14 protein-coding genes and 3 riboswitches are annotated in these 16,676 nt (G+C 75.4%); of the genes, 3 read left to right on the plus strand and 11 right to left on the minus strand.

Annotated elements, in window-relative coordinates:
• The first annotated feature begins 174 nt into the window (after positions 1-174).
• Positions 175-927 carry a cobalt-precorrin-6A reductase gene (locus ACFUC1_RS10780; RefSeq protein ID WP_379119503.1) on the plus strand — a complete coding sequence of 251 codons (753 nt, stop codon included), beginning with the start codon at positions 175-177 and terminating at the stop codon, positions 925-927.
• Here the strand turns inward: ACFUC1_RS10780 and cbiB are convergent.
• The 7 genes from cbiB to ACFUC1_RS10815 are packed head-to-tail and all read right to left on the minus strand — an operon-like array spanning position 857 to position 9,462.
• Positions 857-1,840 (minus strand): adenosylcobinamide-phosphate synthase CbiB, encoded by a 984-nt coding sequence (cbiB, locus tag ACFUC1_RS10785; RefSeq protein WP_379119506.1) that lies wholly within the window; start codon positions 1,838-1,840, stop codon positions 857-859. The two genes, ACFUC1_RS10780 and cbiB, sit on opposite strands and share 71 nt — an antisense overlap.
• Complete coding sequence (locus tag ACFUC1_RS10790) at positions 1,837-2,367, minus strand: bifunctional adenosylcobinamide kinase/adenosylcobinamide-phosphate guanylyltransferase (protein WP_379119508.1); 531 nt, start codon at positions 2,365-2,367, stop codon at positions 1,837-1,839. Before ACFUC1_RS10790 ends, cbiB begins: the two co-directional genes overlap by 4 nt.
• Positions 2,364-3,173 (minus strand): adenosylcobinamide-GDP ribazoletransferase, encoded by an 810-nt coding sequence (locus ACFUC1_RS10795; protein WP_379119510.1) that lies wholly within the window; start codon positions 3,171-3,173, stop codon positions 2,364-2,366. The genes ACFUC1_RS10790 and ACFUC1_RS10795 overlap by 4 nt, the downstream gene beginning before the upstream one ends.
• Positions 3,170-4,174, minus strand: a complete 1,005-nt coding sequence (cobA, locus tag ACFUC1_RS10800) for a uroporphyrinogen-III C-methyltransferase (protein ID WP_379119512.1) — start codon at positions 4,172-4,174, stop codon at positions 3,170-3,172. Before cobA ends, ACFUC1_RS10795 begins: the two co-directional genes overlap by 4 nt.
• Entirely contained in the window at positions 4,171-6,750 is a 2,580-nt protein-coding gene (locus ACFUC1_RS10805; RefSeq protein WP_379119514.1) for a cobyrinate a,c-diamide synthase, read from the minus strand. Before ACFUC1_RS10805 ends, cobA begins: the two co-directional genes overlap by 4 nt.
• Positions 6,751-6,757: 7 nt before the next feature.
• Positions 6,758-7,372: a cob(I)yrinic acid a,c-diamide adenosyltransferase gene (gene cobO, locus ACFUC1_RS10810; protein WP_379119516.1), complete on the minus strand. Its 615-nt coding sequence runs from the start codon at positions 7,370-7,372 to the stop codon at positions 6,758-6,760.
• Positions 7,372-9,462: a putative cobaltochelatase gene (locus ACFUC1_RS10815; RefSeq protein ID WP_379119518.1), complete on the minus strand. Its 2,091-nt coding sequence runs from the start codon at positions 9,460-9,462 to the stop codon at positions 7,372-7,374. Before ACFUC1_RS10815 ends, cobO begins: the two co-directional genes overlap by 1 nt.
• Before the next feature lie 85 nt (positions 9,463-9,547).
• A riboswitch (cobalamin riboswitch) is annotated at positions 9,548-9,610 on the minus strand.
• 100 nt (positions 9,611-9,710) lie between these two features.
• Here ACFUC1_RS10815 and cbiT point away from each other — a divergent pair.
• Entirely contained in the window at positions 9,711-10,994 is a 1,284-nt protein-coding gene (gene cbiT, locus ACFUC1_RS10820; RefSeq protein WP_379119520.1) for a precorrin-6Y C5,15-methyltransferase (decarboxylating) subunit CbiT, read from the plus strand.
• Positions 10,991-11,740 carry a precorrin-4 C(11)-methyltransferase gene (gene cobM / locus ACFUC1_RS10825; protein WP_379119522.1) on the plus strand — a complete coding sequence of 250 codons (750 nt, stop codon included), beginning with the start codon at positions 10,991-10,993 and terminating at the stop codon, positions 11,738-11,740. The genes cbiT and cobM overlap by 4 nt, the downstream gene beginning before the upstream one ends.
• Positions 11,741-11,768: 28 nt before the next feature.
• Here cobM and ACFUC1_RS10830 read toward each other — a convergent pair whose 3' ends face one another.
• The 4 genes from ACFUC1_RS10830 to ACFUC1_RS10845 all read right to left on the minus strand — a co-directional run bounded on the left by ACFUC1_RS10830 (position 11,769) and on the right by ACFUC1_RS10845 (position 16,482).
• Positions 11,769-12,893, minus strand: coding sequence for a HoxN/HupN/NixA family nickel/cobalt transporter (locus ACFUC1_RS10830; protein WP_379119524.1), 1,125 nt, complete (start codon positions 12,891-12,893; stop codon positions 11,769-11,771).
• Between the two features lie 41 nt (positions 12,894-12,934).
• Positions 12,935-13,023: riboswitch (adenosylcobalamin (AdoCbl) riboswitch) on the minus strand.
• A gap of 15 nt (positions 13,024-13,038) precedes the next feature.
• A complete protein-coding gene (locus ACFUC1_RS10835) occupies positions 13,039-14,685 on the minus strand; it encodes a precorrin-2 C(20)-methyltransferase (RefSeq protein ID WP_379119526.1) in 1,647 nt (548 codons plus the stop codon).
• Complete coding sequence (locus tag ACFUC1_RS10840) at positions 14,682-15,383, minus strand: precorrin-8X methylmutase (protein ID WP_379119528.1); 702 nt, start codon at positions 15,381-15,383, stop codon at positions 14,682-14,684. Before ACFUC1_RS10840 ends, ACFUC1_RS10835 begins: the two co-directional genes overlap by 4 nt.
• Positions 15,376-16,482 (minus strand): cobalamin biosynthesis protein CobG, encoded by a 1,107-nt coding sequence (locus ACFUC1_RS10845; protein ID WP_379119530.1) that lies wholly within the window; start codon positions 16,480-16,482, stop codon positions 15,376-15,378. The genes ACFUC1_RS10840 and ACFUC1_RS10845 overlap by 8 nt, the downstream gene beginning before the upstream one ends.
• A 68-nt stretch (positions 16,483-16,550) precedes the next feature.
• A riboswitch (cobalamin riboswitch) is annotated at positions 16,551-16,628 on the plus strand.
• Positions 16,629-16,676: the final 48 nt, after the last annotated feature.

Here is a 16,676-nt window from a genome sequence, read left to right on the forward strand (position 1 = left end):
AGGTGAGCAACGAACTGACCACCATCCAGGCGATCACCGCCTGAACTACAACGACGAAGGATCACCCGTCGTACACCACTCCCGAGGACTTGACCCGTCGCGGCGTGATGAGGGTGTTCGAGAGGGTCTGGCCCCGGACGTCGATTGTGCTGTGCAACTGCCATGATTGGGCTCGTGCGCGTATTGCTACTTGGTGGGACGGCGGAGGCACGCGACCTCGCGGCCCGTCTGGTCGGCCTCGGCATCCCGGTCACGTCCTCGCTGGCGGGCCGCGTCTCGCGTCCGCGGCTGCCGGAGGGCCAGGTGCGGATCGGGGGCTTCGGCGGTGCCGCCGGGCTGGCCGACCACGTCCGCGACCAGGGCGTCACGCACCTCGTCGACGCGACCCACCCGTTCGCGACGACCATGACCGAGCACGCCGTCGCGGCGGCGTCGGCGGCCGATGTCCCGCTCGTGCGGCTCGCGCGGCCCGGCTGGGGCGGGCGCGCCGACACCACCGACTGGCGCTGGTGCGCGTCGCTGGCGGAGGTGCGCCAGGTGGCCGGCGGGCTCGGCCGGCGCCCGTTCGTCTCCAGCGGCCGGCAGACGCTGCCGGCGTTCGCGTCGTGGGCCGACCGCGAGGTGCTGGTCCGGGTCGTCGAGCCGCTCGACGGTGACGTCCCGGAGGGCTGGACCGTGGTCGAGGACCGGGGGCCCTACGCCCTCGACGGCGAGCTGGAGCTGATGGCCCGGCACCGGGTCGACGTGCTTGTCACCAAGGACTCCGGCGGCGGCTACACCGCGGCCAAGCTCGACGCCGCGGCCCGGCTCGGCATACCGGTCGTGCTCCTCGCCCGCCCGGAGCCACCGGCCGGCCTCATCGCCGTGACGACGGTCGAGGACGTCCTGGGCGCGCTCGGCGTCGGCGCCGCAGCGCCGCGCGGCTGACCGCCCGGGCGCCGAGGAGCGCGCCGAGCGAGAGCAGGCCGATGCGGGTCTGCAGCCGAGAGGCCGGTGCGATGTCCGCCACCGTGACCGGTGGCCCGTCGCCCAGCCGCCCGCGGTCCTCGACCACCCCGGCGTAGCTGTTGCTGCCCCCGAGCGAGCGACCCAGCGCGGCCGCGAACGCCGCCTCCACCGGCCCGGCGTTGGGGCTGGGGTGCCTGCCGGCGTCGCGCCGGACGGTGGCCAGCACGCTGCGTGCCCCGTCGACCGAGCCGGTGGCGGCCGCGGTGGCGAGGACGGTGAGCCGCGCGGGCAGCCAGTTGGCAGCGTCGTCGACCCGCGCCGCCGCCCAGCCGAACCGCTCGTGGCGCGGCGTCCGGTGCCCGACCATGGCGTCGAGGGTGTTGATAGCGCGGTAGCCGACCAGGCCGGGCAGGCCGGCGACGGCCCCCCAGAACAGCGGCGCCACCACGGCGTCGGCGCCGTTCTCGGCCACCGACTCCACCGTGGCCCGGGCCAGCTCGTCGGCGTCCAGCGCAGACGGGTCACGGCCGACGAGGTTGCGCACGCGCAGCCGTGCGCCGTCGAGGTCCTCGGCCACCAGGAGGCCGGACATGGACTGCGCTTCCTTGGTCAGGGAGCGCCCGCCGAGCACCACCCACGTCACCGCCGCCACGACCGGCACCCGCGTCGCGGCCGGCAGCCGGTCGAGGAGCAGCCCGGCCCCCACGGCGCCGCCCACCAGGACCACCTCGTATGCCGTGCCGCGGGACCGCGACGAACCCCAGATCCGCTGCTCGAGACCGGCGGCGACCCGGCCGAAACCGGCGACCGGGTGGCCGCGGCGGGGGTCGCCGAGGAGGCGGTCGGCGGCATACCCCAGCGCGATCCCCAGCGCGACGCGGTCGCGGCTCACGGCGCCTTCACCGCGAGCACCTGGCCGGCCACGACGAGGTCGACGGCGTCGCAGGCTGCGGCCAGCCGCTGGTTGGCCAGGCCCAGCCAGTCGGCGAAGATCCGGCCCGAGCGGTGCGGCGGGACGAGGGTCAGCCCGACCTCGTTGCTCACGACGACCAGCTCGTGCGGGAAGCCGGCCACCGCCGTGGTGAGCTCGTCGACGAGGCGCTCGACCGCGGGCTCCCAGTCGCGACGCGGGGCCTCCCACACGGCCAGGGCGTCGAGGTGGGAAGTCAGCCACGTGCCGACGCAGTCGACGAGGGCCGGACCGGGTAGATCGGCGAGCACCGCCGGCAGGTCGGTGGACTCGCAGGTCGTCCACGTGGTGGGTCGCCTCTCCCGGTGCGCCGCGACGCGCTCGGCCCAGTCGGCGTCGTCGCGGGCCGGGCCGCAGGCGACGTAGGTGACCCCGGCCTGCGCGCGCAGCAACGACTCGGCGCGGGCCGACTTGCCCGAGCGCATGCCGCCCAGCACCAGCCGCCTCACGCCGCGCCCCCGGAGGCGAGGACGAGCAGGACGACGAAGAGGAAGAGCTCCACCGCGGCGCCGATGACATCGCCGGTGACCCCGCCGAGCACCGCGCGGCAGCGGCGCAGCAGCGCCTCGACGGCGGCCATGGCGAGGAGGACGGCGAGCGCCCCCTGCCACCAGTGCCCGCCGGCGAGGCCGGCCGCTCCCACGCACGCGAGGGTCGCCGCCACGACGACGAGGCCGACCACCGGTGCCGGCACCGAGCCGGCCACGACGACCCCGAGCCCGTCGGGGCGCGCCGCCGGCAGGCCGCGGCGTGCCGCGAGGGTGCAGGCGGTACGGGACACGAGGACCGCCGCACCGACGAGCAGCCAGCCGGTGCCCGCCACGGCCACCGCGCCGATGGTCGCGGCGTCGGCGAGCAGCAGCAGGCACAGGACCGCGGCGCCGACCGGTCCGGTGTCGCCGCGGCGCATCACCTCCAGCGCGCGCTCCCGGCTCCAGCCCGCGGCGAGCCCGTCGGCGGTGTCGGCCACGCCGTCCCAGTGCATGGCGCGGGTGGCCCAGCCGAGGGCGGCGCAGACCAGGGCGCCGACGACGAGGGCGGGCAGGTGCAGCGCCTGCGCGACGTATGCCGTCGCGCCGGCCACCACCGCGACGGGGAGGGCGGCGACCGGCGCCAGGGCCATGGCCCAGCCGGCCGCCCGCCGGTCGATGGCGGGCAGGGCGCCCACCGGCACCTGGGTCAGCGTGCCGACGGCCAGCCGCAGCCCGGTGAGAGGGGCGGGGCCGGACGACGGCAGCGGGTCGGCCGCGGTCACCCCCCGGCCCCCGGGTCGAGCAGGGCGTCGACGGTGGGCCCGATGACGGTGACCGCGGGTGCGCGCAGGTCGGCGGCGGCGACCGCGCGGGCCAGGGTGGCCACGGTGCCGCGGACGACCCGCTGCCCCGGCAGCCCGGCGTCGGACACGGCCGCCGCCGGGGTGTCCGGGTCGAGCCCGTGGCCGACGAGGGCAGTGGTGATGGGTTCGAGCGCCGCGACGCCCATGAGGACCACGATGGTCAGCCCGCTGGTCGCCAGGGCGGCCCAGTTCACCGTGCTGCGGGGGTCGTCGGGGCCGACGTGGCCGCTGACGACGGCATACCCCTGGGTGAGGTTGCGGTGCGTCACGGGCACCCCGGCCAGGGCCGGCGCGGCGACCGAGGACGTCACGCCGGGGACGACGCTGACGGGGACCCCCGCCCGCACGCACGCGTTCCACTCCTCGCCACCACGGCCGAAGACGAAGCCGTCGCCGCCCTTGAGCCGCACCACGGTCCGCCCACGTCGCGCCTGCTCGACGAGCACCTCGTTGATCCGCTCCTGCGGGGTGAACTCGCCACGCGGGATCTTGCCAACGTGGATCACCTCGGGTCGCGGCTCGAGCGCGTCGAGCAGGCCGATCGGGGCCAGCCGGTCGGTGACGACGACGTCGGCGGACTCCAGCGCGCGCAGGCCGGCGAGGGTGAGCAGGCCCGGGTCGCCGGGACCGCCGCCGACGAGGACGACGCTGCCGGTGCCCGCGGGCTCGGGCGCGGGTGCCGCGGGCGCCTCCGCGTGCGGGTCGGTGACGACGAGCGCGTATGCCGTGTGGTCCACGTCCGTGACCAGTCGCACGATCCGGCGCGAAGCGAGGTCGTCCAGGACGGGCGAGGGCACGGTCGGGGTCTCGACGTCCACCAGGGCGCCCCCGTCGGCGAGCGCGTGGACCAGCTCGGCGACGCGCGGTCCCGGTGAGCGCACCAGGCACCGTCGGTCGCGCAGCGGCAGGTCGATCCTCATGCGGACAGTCCTTCGGGGGTGGTCGTGGTGGAGCGGCGCACGGTGCGCAGGACGCCGGCCAGGGCCTGGAGGAAGGTCTCCGTCACACCGCGCTCGCGGACCGCGATCCGCACCCACGCCGCGGACAGGCCCGGGAACGTGTCGCCCCGGCGGACGGCGAACCCCTTGTCCCGCAACGCCTCCCGGACGCCGACGCCCGTCTCGACGAGGACGAACGGCGCCACCCCCCGCACGGGGCGCAGGCCCAGCCCCTCGAGCCCCCGCACGAGGTGGGCGCGGTCGGCTGCCGCCACCCGGGCCAGGTCGGCCGCCTCGTCGCGCGCGCCCGACGAGGCGGTCGCGACCATGACCTCCGCGGCCAGCGACGAGACGGACCAGGCCGTCTGCCGGCGTTCGAGCGCGGCCACGAGGCGAGGGTCGCCGACGACATAGCCGGCACGCAGCCCGGCCAGCCCCCATGTCTTGGTGAGCGAGCGCACGACGAGGGTGTCGGCGAGCTCGGGGCCGACGAGCGAGCCCGGCTGGCCGGGCACGGCGTCGAGGAAGGCCTCGTCGACGACGAGGGTGCGCCCGGGCCGGTGCAGCTCGCGCAGCACCGCGCCGGGCGTGAGCACGCCCGTGGGGTTGCAGGGGTTGCCGACCAGGACGAGGTCGGCGCGGGGGTCGACCGTCCCCGGGTCGAGGACGAAGCCGGTGTCGGCCCGCAGCACGTGCCGGTCGGGCACCCTGCCGGCCCGCCGCAGCGCGGCCTCCGGCTCGGTGAACTGTGGGTGCACGACGAGGGGGTGCCGCCCCTGGAGCGCCGTCGCGACGAGCGTGAACGCCTCCGCGGCGCCGTTGGTGGGCAGCACGCACTCGGGCCCCACGCCATGGTGCTCGGCGAGGGCCGCGCGGGCGGCGCGCGTGTCCGGGTAGGCCGCGAGCCGGGTCGAGGCCTCCCGGATCCGGTCCAGCAGCCACCCCGGGGGGCGCGGGAGCCGGACGTTCACGGCCAGGTCGACCAAGTCCGCCCCGTCGTCGCGGACCTCGGCGTCGCCGTGGTGCAGCAGCGGGTCGGGCCGGGGTGCCTCGGCCAGCTCGGTGACGCGGGAGGGGGTGCGGACCTGACCGGCGGTGCCGCCCGCGACCTCGGTCAGCGGGCCGCCGTGCGCCCCGAGACCGCGGTCGGTGCGACCGGCCGAGTCGGCGTGGGAGTGCACGGCCTGGGCGAAATGGGTTGCCAGCGAAGGGTTCCCGGCCCAGTGGGTGTGGAGGTATGACGCGTGCAGCGTGGGCCGTCCCGTCCCCGCGGGGTCGAGCGCGAAGCCGTCGGGAGCTCCCTCGACCGACCACGCGCCGGCGCCGAGGCCGGTCGGGTCGGTGCGGGTGCGGTGGAACTCGTGGGCGTGCACGGTGGTCCCGGCCGGGCCCAGGACCGAGTCGGTCGGCAGCGTCGCCACGGCATACCGCAGGGTAAGCCGGGGGTGCATCGCGGCGGTGGCGGGCACGGCGCCGACCATGGCGTGCTCGTCGAGCGACCGGGCGAGGTAGAGCAGCCCGGCGCACTCGGCCACGGTGGGTGTCCCGGCCCGCACGGCCTCGCCGACCGCGTGCAGCAGCCGCTGGTTGGTGCTGAGGGCAGCGGCGTGGGCCTCGGGGAACCCGCCGCCGAGGTAGATCCCGCTCGTCCCGGCGGGCAGCTCGGTGTCGTGGGCCGGGTCGAAGACGACCGGCTTGCAGCCGGCCGCCCGCAGCAGCTCCTCGGTCTCGGCATACCGGAACGTGAACGCCCGCCCGCCCGCGACCGCCACGACCGGCGCGGGCCACGCATTCGCCGACCCGGTGGTGGTCCCGGCCCGGACGACGTCGGGCGACCACGGCTCGACGTCGAGGTCCGGCGCCGACCTGGCCAGCTCGAGGACGGCGTCGACGTCGACGTGGCGGGCGGTCTGCTCGGCGAGCCGGGCGAGCGTGGCCGCGGCCTCCGGGCGTTCCGCCGCGGGGACCAGCCCCAGGTGGCGCGAGGGTGCGCTCACCCCCGCGTCGCGGGGCAGGACGCCGAGGACGGGCAGTCCACGCGCCTCCAGCGCACCCCGGACCTCATCGGCGTGCCGGGCGGACCCGGCCTTGTTGAGGACGATGCCGGCCACCTGGACGTCGGGATCGAACGCCCGCAGCCCCTCGACCAGTGCCGCGACCGTGCGGGAGGCGGAGGAGATGTCGACGACGACGAGGACCGGCGAGGCGGTCAGCCGGGCGACGTGCGCCGTCGAGGCGAACCCGTCGGCGCCGATGCGCCCGTCGAACAGCCCCATGACCCCCTCGATCACGGCCACGTCGGCGGCGGCCGGGGTCCGCGCACCGTGGACGAGCAGCGGCGCCACGAGGTCGGGCGAGGTCAGCCAGGGGTCGAGGTTGCGGCCCGGCCGCCCGGTGGCCAGCGCGTGGTAGCCGGGGTCGATGTAGTCGGGGCCGACCTTGGCCGGGGCCACGGCGAGCCCGCGCTCGACGAGGGCGGCCATCAACCCGACGGCGACGGTGGTCTTGCCCTGCCCGGAGGCCGGGGCCGCGACGACGAGGCGTGGCAGGGTCACCACGGCCGGGTCACCACTCGATGCCCTTCTGGCCCTTCTGTCCCTTGTCGAAGGGGTGGGCGATCTTGGTCATCTCGGTGGCGACGTCGGCGATCTCGAGCAGCCGCGGGTCGGGGTCGCGGCCGGTGATGACGACGTGCTGGTACCCGGGGCGGGTGCGCAGCGTCTCGACGACGTCCTCGACGTCGACCCAGCCCCACTTCACCACGTAGGTGAACTCGTCGAGGACGTAGAGGGTGTGCTCCTGCGCGGCGAGCCGGCGCTTGATCTCGGCCCAGCCCTCCCGGGCCGCCGCCGCGTGGTCCTCCTCGGTGCCCTCCTTGCGCGACCAGGACCAGCCCGAGCCCATCTTGTGCCACTCGATCGGGCCGCCCTGGCCGGTCGTCCGGTGCACGTCGTCGAGGGCCGTGAGGGCGGCCTGCTCGCCGATCCGCCACTTGGCCGACTTCACGAACTGGAACACCCCGATCGACCAGCCCTGGTTCCAGCCGCGCAGGGCCAGGCCGAAGGCGGCGGTCGACTTGCCCTTGCCGGCGCCGCTGTGGACGACGACGAGCGGGCTGGTCCGCCGCTGCCTCGTGGTGAGCCCGTCCTCGGCAGTGACGGGAACCTGTCCCTTGGCCATCAGGCGGCCCTCCGCTCTCGGACGACGTCGACCAGGCCCTGCGCCGCCACCTGCCCCAGCGGCAGGTGCTCGGCCCCCATGCGGGTCGCGAGCTCGCCGGCCAGGCCGAGCCGGAACCGGCCGGTCTCGCAGTCGACGACCACCGTCTCCAGCCCGGCCCCGCCCCAGCGGTCGGCGACCTGGCGGGCCCGGGCCAGTGCGTCGGTCCCGCTGGTGGCGCGGCCGTCGGTGACGAACACGACGAGCGGACGACGCTGGGGGTCGCGGATCCGCTCGAGCTCGAGCGTCCGCACAGCTGTGAGCAGCCCCTGGGCGAGCGGTGTGCGACCGCCGTGGGGCAGGTCGGCGAGGCACGCGGCCGCCGCCTCGACCGAGTGCGTGGGCGGCAGCGCGAGCGCCGCGCCCACGCCGCGGAAAGTGACCACCCCCACCCGGTCGCGTCGCTGGTACGCATCGGTGAGCAGGCTGAGCACCGCCGTCTTGACCTCGCCCATCCGCTGCCGCGCGCCCATCGAGCCGGAGGCGTCGACGACGAACAGCACGAGGTTGGACTCCCGCCCCTCGGTCACCGCGCGGCGCAGGTCGGCCGGCGTGACGATGACCCGCCCGGTCCGACCGCGCCGGGCCTGGTGCGGCGCCGCGGCGAGCAGCGTGGCCGGCAGATGGACCCGCGAGCTGCCCCGGCGGGTCGAGCCCACGGTCTGGCCCCACGTCGTCAGCGCCCGGCTGCGGCGGCCGGCGCTGCCGCGACCGATCCCGCGGACCTGCAGCGCGCGCACGCGGTAGGCCTCGCCTGCGGCCGCGACGGCCGTGGCCGACTCGGGCGCCCCCTGCCCGCTCGCCGGGTCCGGTGCGTCGTCGCCGTCGGCCTCCTCGTTCCCCGCGCCCTCGGGACGGTCCGCAGGGGTGTCGCCGCGGTCGCGCGCCTGCCCCTCCTGTCCCGGGCCCTCGGTCCGGGGACCCGCCGGTATGCCGTCGCCGTCGCCGTCGCCGGTGCCCGTGTCGGTGCCCGCGTCGGTGTCGTCGTCGTGCCGGTCGTCGGGGCCGTCCGGCCGCGCGCGCTCGGGCGGGGGCTCGGGCAGGTCGTCGTCGCCGAGCAGCCGGTCGAGCTGGTCCTCGTCGAGACCCGGGGTGTCGAACGGCTGGCGGCGGCGCCGGTGCGGCAGGGCGAGCCGGGCCGCCACCCGGATGTCCTCGCGGCGGACCTCCGCGCGCCCGGCCCACGCGGCGTGTGCGACCGCCGCCCGTGCGATGACGAGGTCGGCCCGCATGCCGTCGACCTCAAAGCCGGCGCAGACCGTGGCGATCTTGGTCAGCGCCCAGTCGGACAGCCGCACGTCGGCGAGGCGCGTGCGTGCCGCGGCGACCCGCTCGCGGAGCCGCTCCTGCTCCCCGGCATACGTCGTCGAGAACCCGGCCGGGTCGGTGTCGAAGGCGAGCCGGCGGCGCACGATCTCCATCCGCTCGGCGGGGTCGCGCGGCGCCGCCACGTCGACGGTGAGGCCGAACCGGTCGAGCAGCTGCGGGCGCAGCTCGCCCTCCTCGGGGTTCATCGTGCCGACGAGGACGACCCGGGCCGCGTGCGACACCGAGACGCCGTCGCGCTCGACGCTGTTGCGCCCCATGGCTGCGGCGTCGAGCAGCAGGTCGACGAGGTGGTCGTGCAGCAGGTTGACCTCGTCGACGTAGAGCAGGCCGCGGTTGGCCTGGGCGAGCAGTCCAGGCTCGAAGGCGGTCTCGCCGGCGCCGAGGGCGCGGCCGAGGTCGAGCGAGCCGGTCACGCGGTCCTCGGTCGCACCGACCGGCAGCTCGACCAGCCGCGCCGGGCGGCTCGTGGCCTCGGCGTCGTGCGGGTGTGGCCCGTCCGGGCAGGTGGGGTCGGGGTCGTGGGGGGCACAGCCGAACCGGCAGCCGGCGACGACCTCCTGCGCCGGGAGCACCTCGGCCAGCCCGCGCACCATGGTCGACTTCGCGGTGCCCTTCTCGCCGCGAACCAGGACACCGCCGACCTCGGGCGAGACGGTGGTGAGGACGAGGGCAAGGGCGAGGTCGTCGGCCCCGACGATCGCGGAGAACGGAAACTGGGTCACGCCGAGTCGAGCTCCTTCCGGCGAGAGACCGCGCTCGCCTCACGGGGACCCGGCGGGCATCGACCCGTCGGGGGACCCTCGCGACGTCCTGGCTCTCCCCTCGGGGGATCACAGTGGCGGGACCGCTCCGGACTCTCACCGGTATTCCTCGCGGGGACCGCCGCCATTGTGGCAGACGGTTCTGGCACCACCAGCACCCCCCATGGGCGGGTCCCGGTGGCGGAGGAGACCGTTCTACAGTGACGCCCGTGTTCGACGTGATCGACGTGGTGGGCCTCGGCGACGGGGGCCTGGAGGAACTGCCCGCACGCAGCCGCACCCTCATCCGGTCGGCCCGGGTCCTTGTGGGGGGTCGTCGCCACCTTGACCTCGTCCCGAACGTCCCCGGCCAGCAGCGCCACACCTGGCCCTCTCCCCTAGTCAAGGGCCTGCCCGTACTCCTCGCCGAGCTGGGCCTGACGGCGACGTATCCCGTGCCGCCCGCCTCGGGGCGGACCCCGGCCGGCGAATCGCGCGGCGGGGTCGTCGCGCTCGCCAGCGGCGACCCCTTGCGGTCGGGTATCGGCAGCACCTTGGTCCGGATGCTTGGCGCCGACCACGTTCGGATCCATCCCTGGCTGTCGTCCGACACGCTCGCCCGGGCGCGGATGGGCTGGTCTGCCGAAGAGTGCGAGGTCCTCACCGTCGTAGGGCGTAGCGTCGAGCAGCTGCGCGCACACCTGGACCCCGGCGCTCGTCTTGTCGTGCTCTGCTCCGACGGCTTGACCCCGGCCCGGGTGGCAGCCCTCCTCGTCGGGGAGGGTTGCGGGGAGTCCGCGCTGACCGCCTGGTGGCACCTCGGTGGGGTGGCGGAGGGGTCGCGACGAGCGCCCGCATACCGGTGGGGCGAGAATCCCACACCGGACCTCGTCGTGGTGTGCGTCGAGGTCGAGGCGGTCCAGGCCCGGCGCCGCGCCGCGCTCGGGACTGCCCCCGGCCTGCCCGAGGCGGCGTACGACAGCGACGGCCAGCTCACGAAGCGCGACGCCCGCGCCAGCGCGCTGGCCCACCTGCGCCCGCACCGCGGCGGCGTCCTGTGGGACCTCGGCGCCGGGACCGGCACGGTCGGCCTCGAGTGGGCCCGTGCGGCGGCGGGGGCGACCACCTTGGCGGTGGAGCGCAGGCCCGACCGTGCCGGACGCATCCGCTCCAACGCGTCCAGGCTCGGCGTCCCGGACCGGGTCGAGGTACTCGAGGCTGACGTGCTTGAGGCCGTCAGCGTGGACCGTCCCGGCCCCGACGCCGTCTTCATCGGGGGCGGGCTGACGCTCGAGCTATTGGCCGCGGCGTGGGTGCGCCTCGTCCCCGGTGGTCGGCTCGTCGCGCACGCGGTCACCCTCGAGGGCGAGCAGGTGCTCGTCGCCGCGTGGCGCCAGCACGGCGGCGACCTGACCCGGCTCGCCGTCGAGCACGCCGAGCCGCTCGGACGGCTCACCGGGTGGCGGCCGGCCCGCCCCATCGTCCAGTGGAGCGCCTGCAAGGAGGCCCCGTGACCGTCCACTTCATCGGTGCCGGGCCCGGCGCCGGGGACCTGCTGACGCTGAGGGCGGTGCGCCTGATCGCGCAGAGCCCAGTGTGCGTCTACGCAGGCACCTACCTGGACCGGGAGGTCCTGTCGCACGCGCCCGAGGGTGCCCAGCTGGTTGACAGCCAGCACCTCGACCTCGACCAGATCACCGAGGTCCTGGTGCGCGCGACCCGCGCAGGCATGGACGTCGCCCGGCTCTGCTCCGGGGACCCCTCGGTCTACTCGGCCGTCGCCGAGCAGGCCCGTCGACTCGACCGGGCCGGCATCCCGTGGGACGTTACGCCGGGAGTATCCGCGTATGCCGCCGCGGCGGCGCTCGTGGGGCGCGAGCTCACCGTTCCCGGGGTCGCCCAGAGCGTGGTGCTGACGCGGGCTCAGCGCGACTCCACCCACATGCCACCCGGGGAGGAGTTGGCCCGTTTCGCCGCCACCGGTGCGACCTTGGTCCTGCACCTGGCAATCCGACACACCCGCCGCCTGGCGGCTGAGCTGGCGGTCCACTACGGCCGCGACTGCCCCGTCGTCGTGGGCTCACAGGTGAGCCTGCCGGGCGAACTGGTTCTCCGAGGGACGCTGGCCGACATCGCCGACCAGGTGCAGGCCGCCGGGCTGCGCCAAGCCGCGGTCGTCATCGTGGGCTGGGCGCTGGACGCCCAGGGGTTCGTCGAGTCCCACCTCTACTCTGCGCGATGCCGCCCCACGTCGGGCTGACAGGCAGCCCCGCAGCGGCCGGTCGGCCTCACCCGGTCTGCTGGGAGGTGTCGGGCAGCCAGCGTTCCCCGACTTTCGCCAGGTGCCAGTACGCCACGGCCACCGACCAGGTGAGCGCGAACAACCCGACGACGACGAACCCCACGTTGCCCAGGCTCAGGCCGCTGACCCAGTCGGTCCAAGGATTGACCCAGCCCGCGCTGTCGTGCAGGACTCCGACCAGCTCGATGGTCCCAATGACGAACGCCACGGCGACCGACAGCCCCGTGATGGTGAGGTTGTAGAACACCTTGCGCACTGGATCCAGAAAGGCCCAGTCGTACGCAACGCTCATGAACAGCCCGTCGAGCGTATCGAGCAGACACATCCCAGCGGCGAACAGCAGGGGCAGGACGATGACCGCGTACCACGGCAGCCCGGAGGCGGCCCCCGTGCCGGCGAGGACGAGCAGCGCCACCTCGGTCGCGGTGTCGAAACCGAGCCCGAACAGCAGACCGACGAGGAACATCTGCCGCGGCTTGGTGATGGTGGCGTTGAGCCGGCCCAGAAGGCGCGCCAGCAGCCCGCGGGTGGCAAGGTGGTGCTCCAGCGCGGGCTCGTCGAGCTCGCCGTGCCGCATCGCGCGGAAGACCCGGAGGATGCCGACCAGTGCGACGAGGTTGAGCGCGGCAATGAGATACAAGAAGCCGCCCGAGACGCTCGTGCCGACCATCCCGAGGATGTGGCCCACCGGGTTGTCGTGGTTGGTCAGTGCAGTGACCGCGCGGGCTCCGGCGGCGACCAGAGCAGCCAGGAAGGCGACGGTCGCGGTGTGGCCCATCGCGAACCAGAAGCCGACGGACTGCGGGCGGCGGCCATCGCCGCGCAGCTTGCGCGTGGTGTTGTCGATCGCCGCGATGTGGTCGGCGTCGAAAGCGTGCCGGAGCCCGTAGGTGTAGGCCGTGAGGCCGAGGCCGACCCCGAAGACGGTGCTGCCGATGCGGTGGCGGGCCGGCTCGACGACGAACAGCAGCAGCCCGAAGGCGACGACGTGCAGCAGCAGCACGACCCCGAGGAGGGAGGCGGCCGCGCGGCGGTCGGCCCGGCTCCAGGTCGTGAGAAGCCGGTGCCAGCTGCGGGTGGTGTGATCCGTCGGGGCGGGGCGGGTCGTCACGGAACCTCCTGCGGGATCTCGCGTCCCGATCGTTGGGGCTGCTGACGACGGGAGGTCTGACTTCCAGCACTGGTGCTGGTCACAGTGGCGCGACCGCCCCGGGTTCTCACCGGGTTCTCCTCGCCGTCAGGGGGCGGGCAGGAACCTAGCAGCCCGACGGAGCGCGCGGGACACGGGGCGCGGCGGCGTTCCCGACGAACCGCGGCGTCCAGACCCGACCAGCACGCGTCACCCTTGTGCCCGCGGCGCCGACCATGACCAGGCACCCCATGTCCACCCGCTCAGGGTCGAACGAGCCCAGCGTGCCGACCCACAATCCCTGCTCGGCCCGGCCCACGTGCCGGGCGACGACGACGACGCGGTCAGGCCCGAGCTCCTCCAGCAGAGCCGCGCGGGCGTCGTGCAGCTGGTGCGGGCGGCTCGCCGAGCGCGGGTTGTACAACGCCATCGCCAGGTCGGCGCGGGCGCAGGCACGCAGCCGGTCGGCGACCACCGACCACGGCTTGAGCCGGTCCGACAGCGAGATGAGCGCGTGGTCGGCGCCCAGCACGGCCCCGGCCAGGGCGGCCGCCGCGTGCGCGGCCGTGATGCCGGGGACGACGTTCACCGGCACGTCGGCGTAGGCCTCACCGGCGTCCTCCGCTGCCTCAAAAACGGCGGCCGCCATGCCGAAGACCCCAGCGTCGCCGCCGGAGACGACCCCCACCCGACGGCCGGCCCGGGCGAGGTCGAGGGCCAGCCGGCCGCGGTCGACCTCGACCGTGTTCCCGCTGACATGCCGGGTGAGCCCCTCTCGCTGAGGAACCCGGGCAACGTAGGGCGCGTATCCGACGACGTCGTCGACCTCCGCGAGGACGGCGTTCGCCTCGGGGCTGAGCCACCGGCCCGGCCCCGGACCCAGCCCGACGACGTGCACGATGCCCCGCTTCGCCGACTCCGGCTGCTGCGGCGCGGACGTGACCCTGGACCCCTGAAGCGGCACGTGGTTTGCGCCTGCCCGTCCCGCGGCGTCGGCCCGTACGTCCACGCCCGGCACCACGATGATCGCCATGTAGGGCACCGTGCCTGGGTCCACCTCGGCCACCGGAAGGACCCGCTGGCCCGGGCGGCTGGCATTTTCGACGTAGACGGCGCGCTCGAGCAACCCGGCCTGGCGCAGCGCCTCGCGTACCGTCGCGAAGGTCCGGCCCAGCTTCATCACCACGGCGGCGTCGGTGTCGGCCAGCCGGCGCGCGAGCTCGGGGAGCGGCAGGGTCCCGGGCAGCACCGTGACGACGTCCTCGTGCCGGCTCAGGCCTGTGCCGACCGCGGCGCTCGCGGCCGCCATCGCGGTGATCCCGGGGACGACGGTGGTCGGGAACTCGTCACGCAGGGCGTCGTGGACGTACATGAACGAGCCGTAGAACAGCGGGTCGCCCTCGGCCAGGCAGACGACGCTGCGCCCGGCCGTCAGGTGGTCACGGAAGCGCTGCTCGCACTCGGTGTAGAACTCGGCCAGGGCGCCGTAGTAGCCGCCGGGGTGGTCGGTCGTGCCCGTGGTCACTGGGTAGACCAGTGGCTCCTCGATGGTGTCCACCCGGATGTGGGCGGCGGCGATCCTGCGCGCGGTCGAAGGGCGGTGGGCGGCGCGGTGGTACGCCACGACGTCGGCCGTGGCCACCAGCCGAGCGGTCCGCAAGGTGATGAGCCCGGGGTCGCCGGGGCCGACGCCGACGCCGTAGAGGTGGCCGGGTCGGGCGTCGTCCGGAGCGGGTCGGCGCGCGGTTTCCGCAGCCGGGTGCTCGGCGCTCATGCCAGTTCGTCCGGAGTGGCGACGGCGTTGACGGCGGCGGCCGCCATGGCCGAACCGCCGCGCCGTCCGTGGACGACGAGCCAGGGCACGACCGAACCGTCGGCGAGTCGGTGGGCGGCGAGCGCGTCCTTGGACTCGGCCGACCCGACGAAGCCGACGGGCAGACCGATGATCGCCGCCGGCCGCGGGCCGCCGTCGTGCAACATTTCGAGCAGGTGGTACAGCGCGGTCGGTGCGTTGCCGATGGCGACCACGGCGCCCTCGAGGTGCGGCCTCCAGAGCGAGACTGCCGCGGCCGCGCGGGTCGTCGACCACCTCTCGGCCAGCGCCGGTACCCGCTCGTCGCGCAGCGTGCACACGACGGCATTGTCGGCGGGTAGTCGGCGCCTGGTGATCCCCGAGGCGAGCATGAGCGAGTCGGTGACGACGGGCGCGCCGTGCAGGAGCGCCGCGTGGGCGGACGCCACGACCTCCGGGTGTAGCGCGAGGTGGCGCAGTACGTCGACGTCGCCTGCCGCGTGCGCGATCCGGGTCGCCACGGTGAGCTCGTGACCCGACCAGGCCGGTATCCCGTCGCGGCCGAGCATGCCCGTGACCTCGCTGCGGATCATCGCGAACGAGCGGCGGTATATCTCCTGGCCGTCAGTGAGGTAGTGGTAACGCCGGCTCGGCGGCCGGTCGGGGAGAAGCTCAGGCACCGATACCCCCCGCAGCCGCCAGTACGGCGGAGAGGTCCTGCGGCGCGACCAGGCCCACGTGGTCGCAGGCCGGTTCACCGCAACGGCGATCGCAGCCGACGACGTGGACGACCGGTCCGTCGGGCGGCAGTTGGGCCGCCGCGGCCGCCGCGAGCTCGAGCGTCGGGATCGCTGTGCGCCGGCAGGCGGGCGCACCGACGCACGCCGAGACCCTGGCCCACGCCGAGCCGGGCTGAGTGACCAAGCCGGCGGCAGCGAGCTGCCCGGCGCACGAGGCCCCGTCGCGCACCACAACGGACCGCCACGGGGTGAGCACCAACTCGTCAGCCGCCTGCGTCAGGGCGGCCGTGTGCTCGGGGCGCAGCATGCCGAGCGGGACCGCGACGACGAGGTCTCGCCCGAGGGGCCCGGGCCGCAGCGGCGGCACTGTCGGCGCAACCCAGGGCACGGTGCCGGCGAACACCGCGGAGTCGCCCGGGACGTCGCGAACGTTCCAGGTGGTGTCCCCGGCCCGGGTCTCGAGGAAGGTGCGGGCACGCGCGACGGCGGTGGGCACGGCCAGGTCGCGAGCGACCCTGAGCGCTCGCGAGCCGACGAGGACCAGAGCGCGGTCTGCGTCGAGGGGCTGCACAGCGAGGTCCCACTGTTCGGCGAGGATGCTGCCCGGGCGCGGGACGCCCCCCGCCGCGGGTGGCCCGGCGACCGCCCAGAGGAACCGACCGGGCAGGTCGGCCAGCGCCGGGTCGGCGCAGATGGCCGCGTCGAGCTCGTGGACGGTGCGGGCGACGTCCTGCCCCACCGGGTCCGCGAGGATCGTCCGGGCGCGTTCGTGGGTTGGCGATGGCAGCAGTCCCAGCGCAGACACCGCTTCGACCAGCTCGTCCGGCACCACCTCGGGTAGGGCACGCAGCTGTAGGTTGCCGCGCGAGGTCAGCTGGACCACCGGCGCGCCGTGCCGCACGGCGAGGTCCATCACCGACGACAGCGTCGCCGAGGCGATGCGCCCGCCTGGCACTCGCAGGCGCACCAGGGCGCCGTCTCCGGATGCGAACGCCGACAGGACCCCTGGGCAGCGGTCGACGCCGGTTCGGGTGATCACGGGACCAAGGGTATGCGTCGCCGTCCGGCGCGGGCGGGGTGGCTATGCTGACGCCCGGTACACGGAGTGGAACCCGGTGCAAGTCCGGGGCGGTCCCGCCACTGTGACCCCGACGACTGCCACGACCGGTCGGGGAAGCCAGGAACGCGACGTGAGCTGCCGCCCGGGGTACCCCGGGACGGCCCGCGTGAGAC

This window comes from Pedococcus sp. NPDC057267 (assembly GCF_042668795.1).
In the GTDB taxonomy this organism is placed as follows: Bacteria; Actinomycetota; Actinomycetes; order Actinomycetales; family Dermatophilaceae; genus Pedococcus.

Excerpts from the sequence above, each read along its gene's own strand:
- cobA (WP_379119512.1), bottom strand. The coding sequence starts at position 4,174 with ATGAGGATCGACCTGCCGCTGCGCGACCGACGGTGCCTGGTGCGCTCA.
- cobO (WP_379119516.1), bottom strand. The coding sequence starts at position 7,372 with ATGGCCAAGGGACAGGTTCCCGTCACTGCCGAGGACGGGCTCACCACG.
- ACFUC1_RS10835 (WP_379119526.1), bottom strand. The coding sequence starts at position 14,685 with ATGAGCGCCGAGCACCCGGCTGCGGAAACCGCGCGCCGACCCGCTCCG.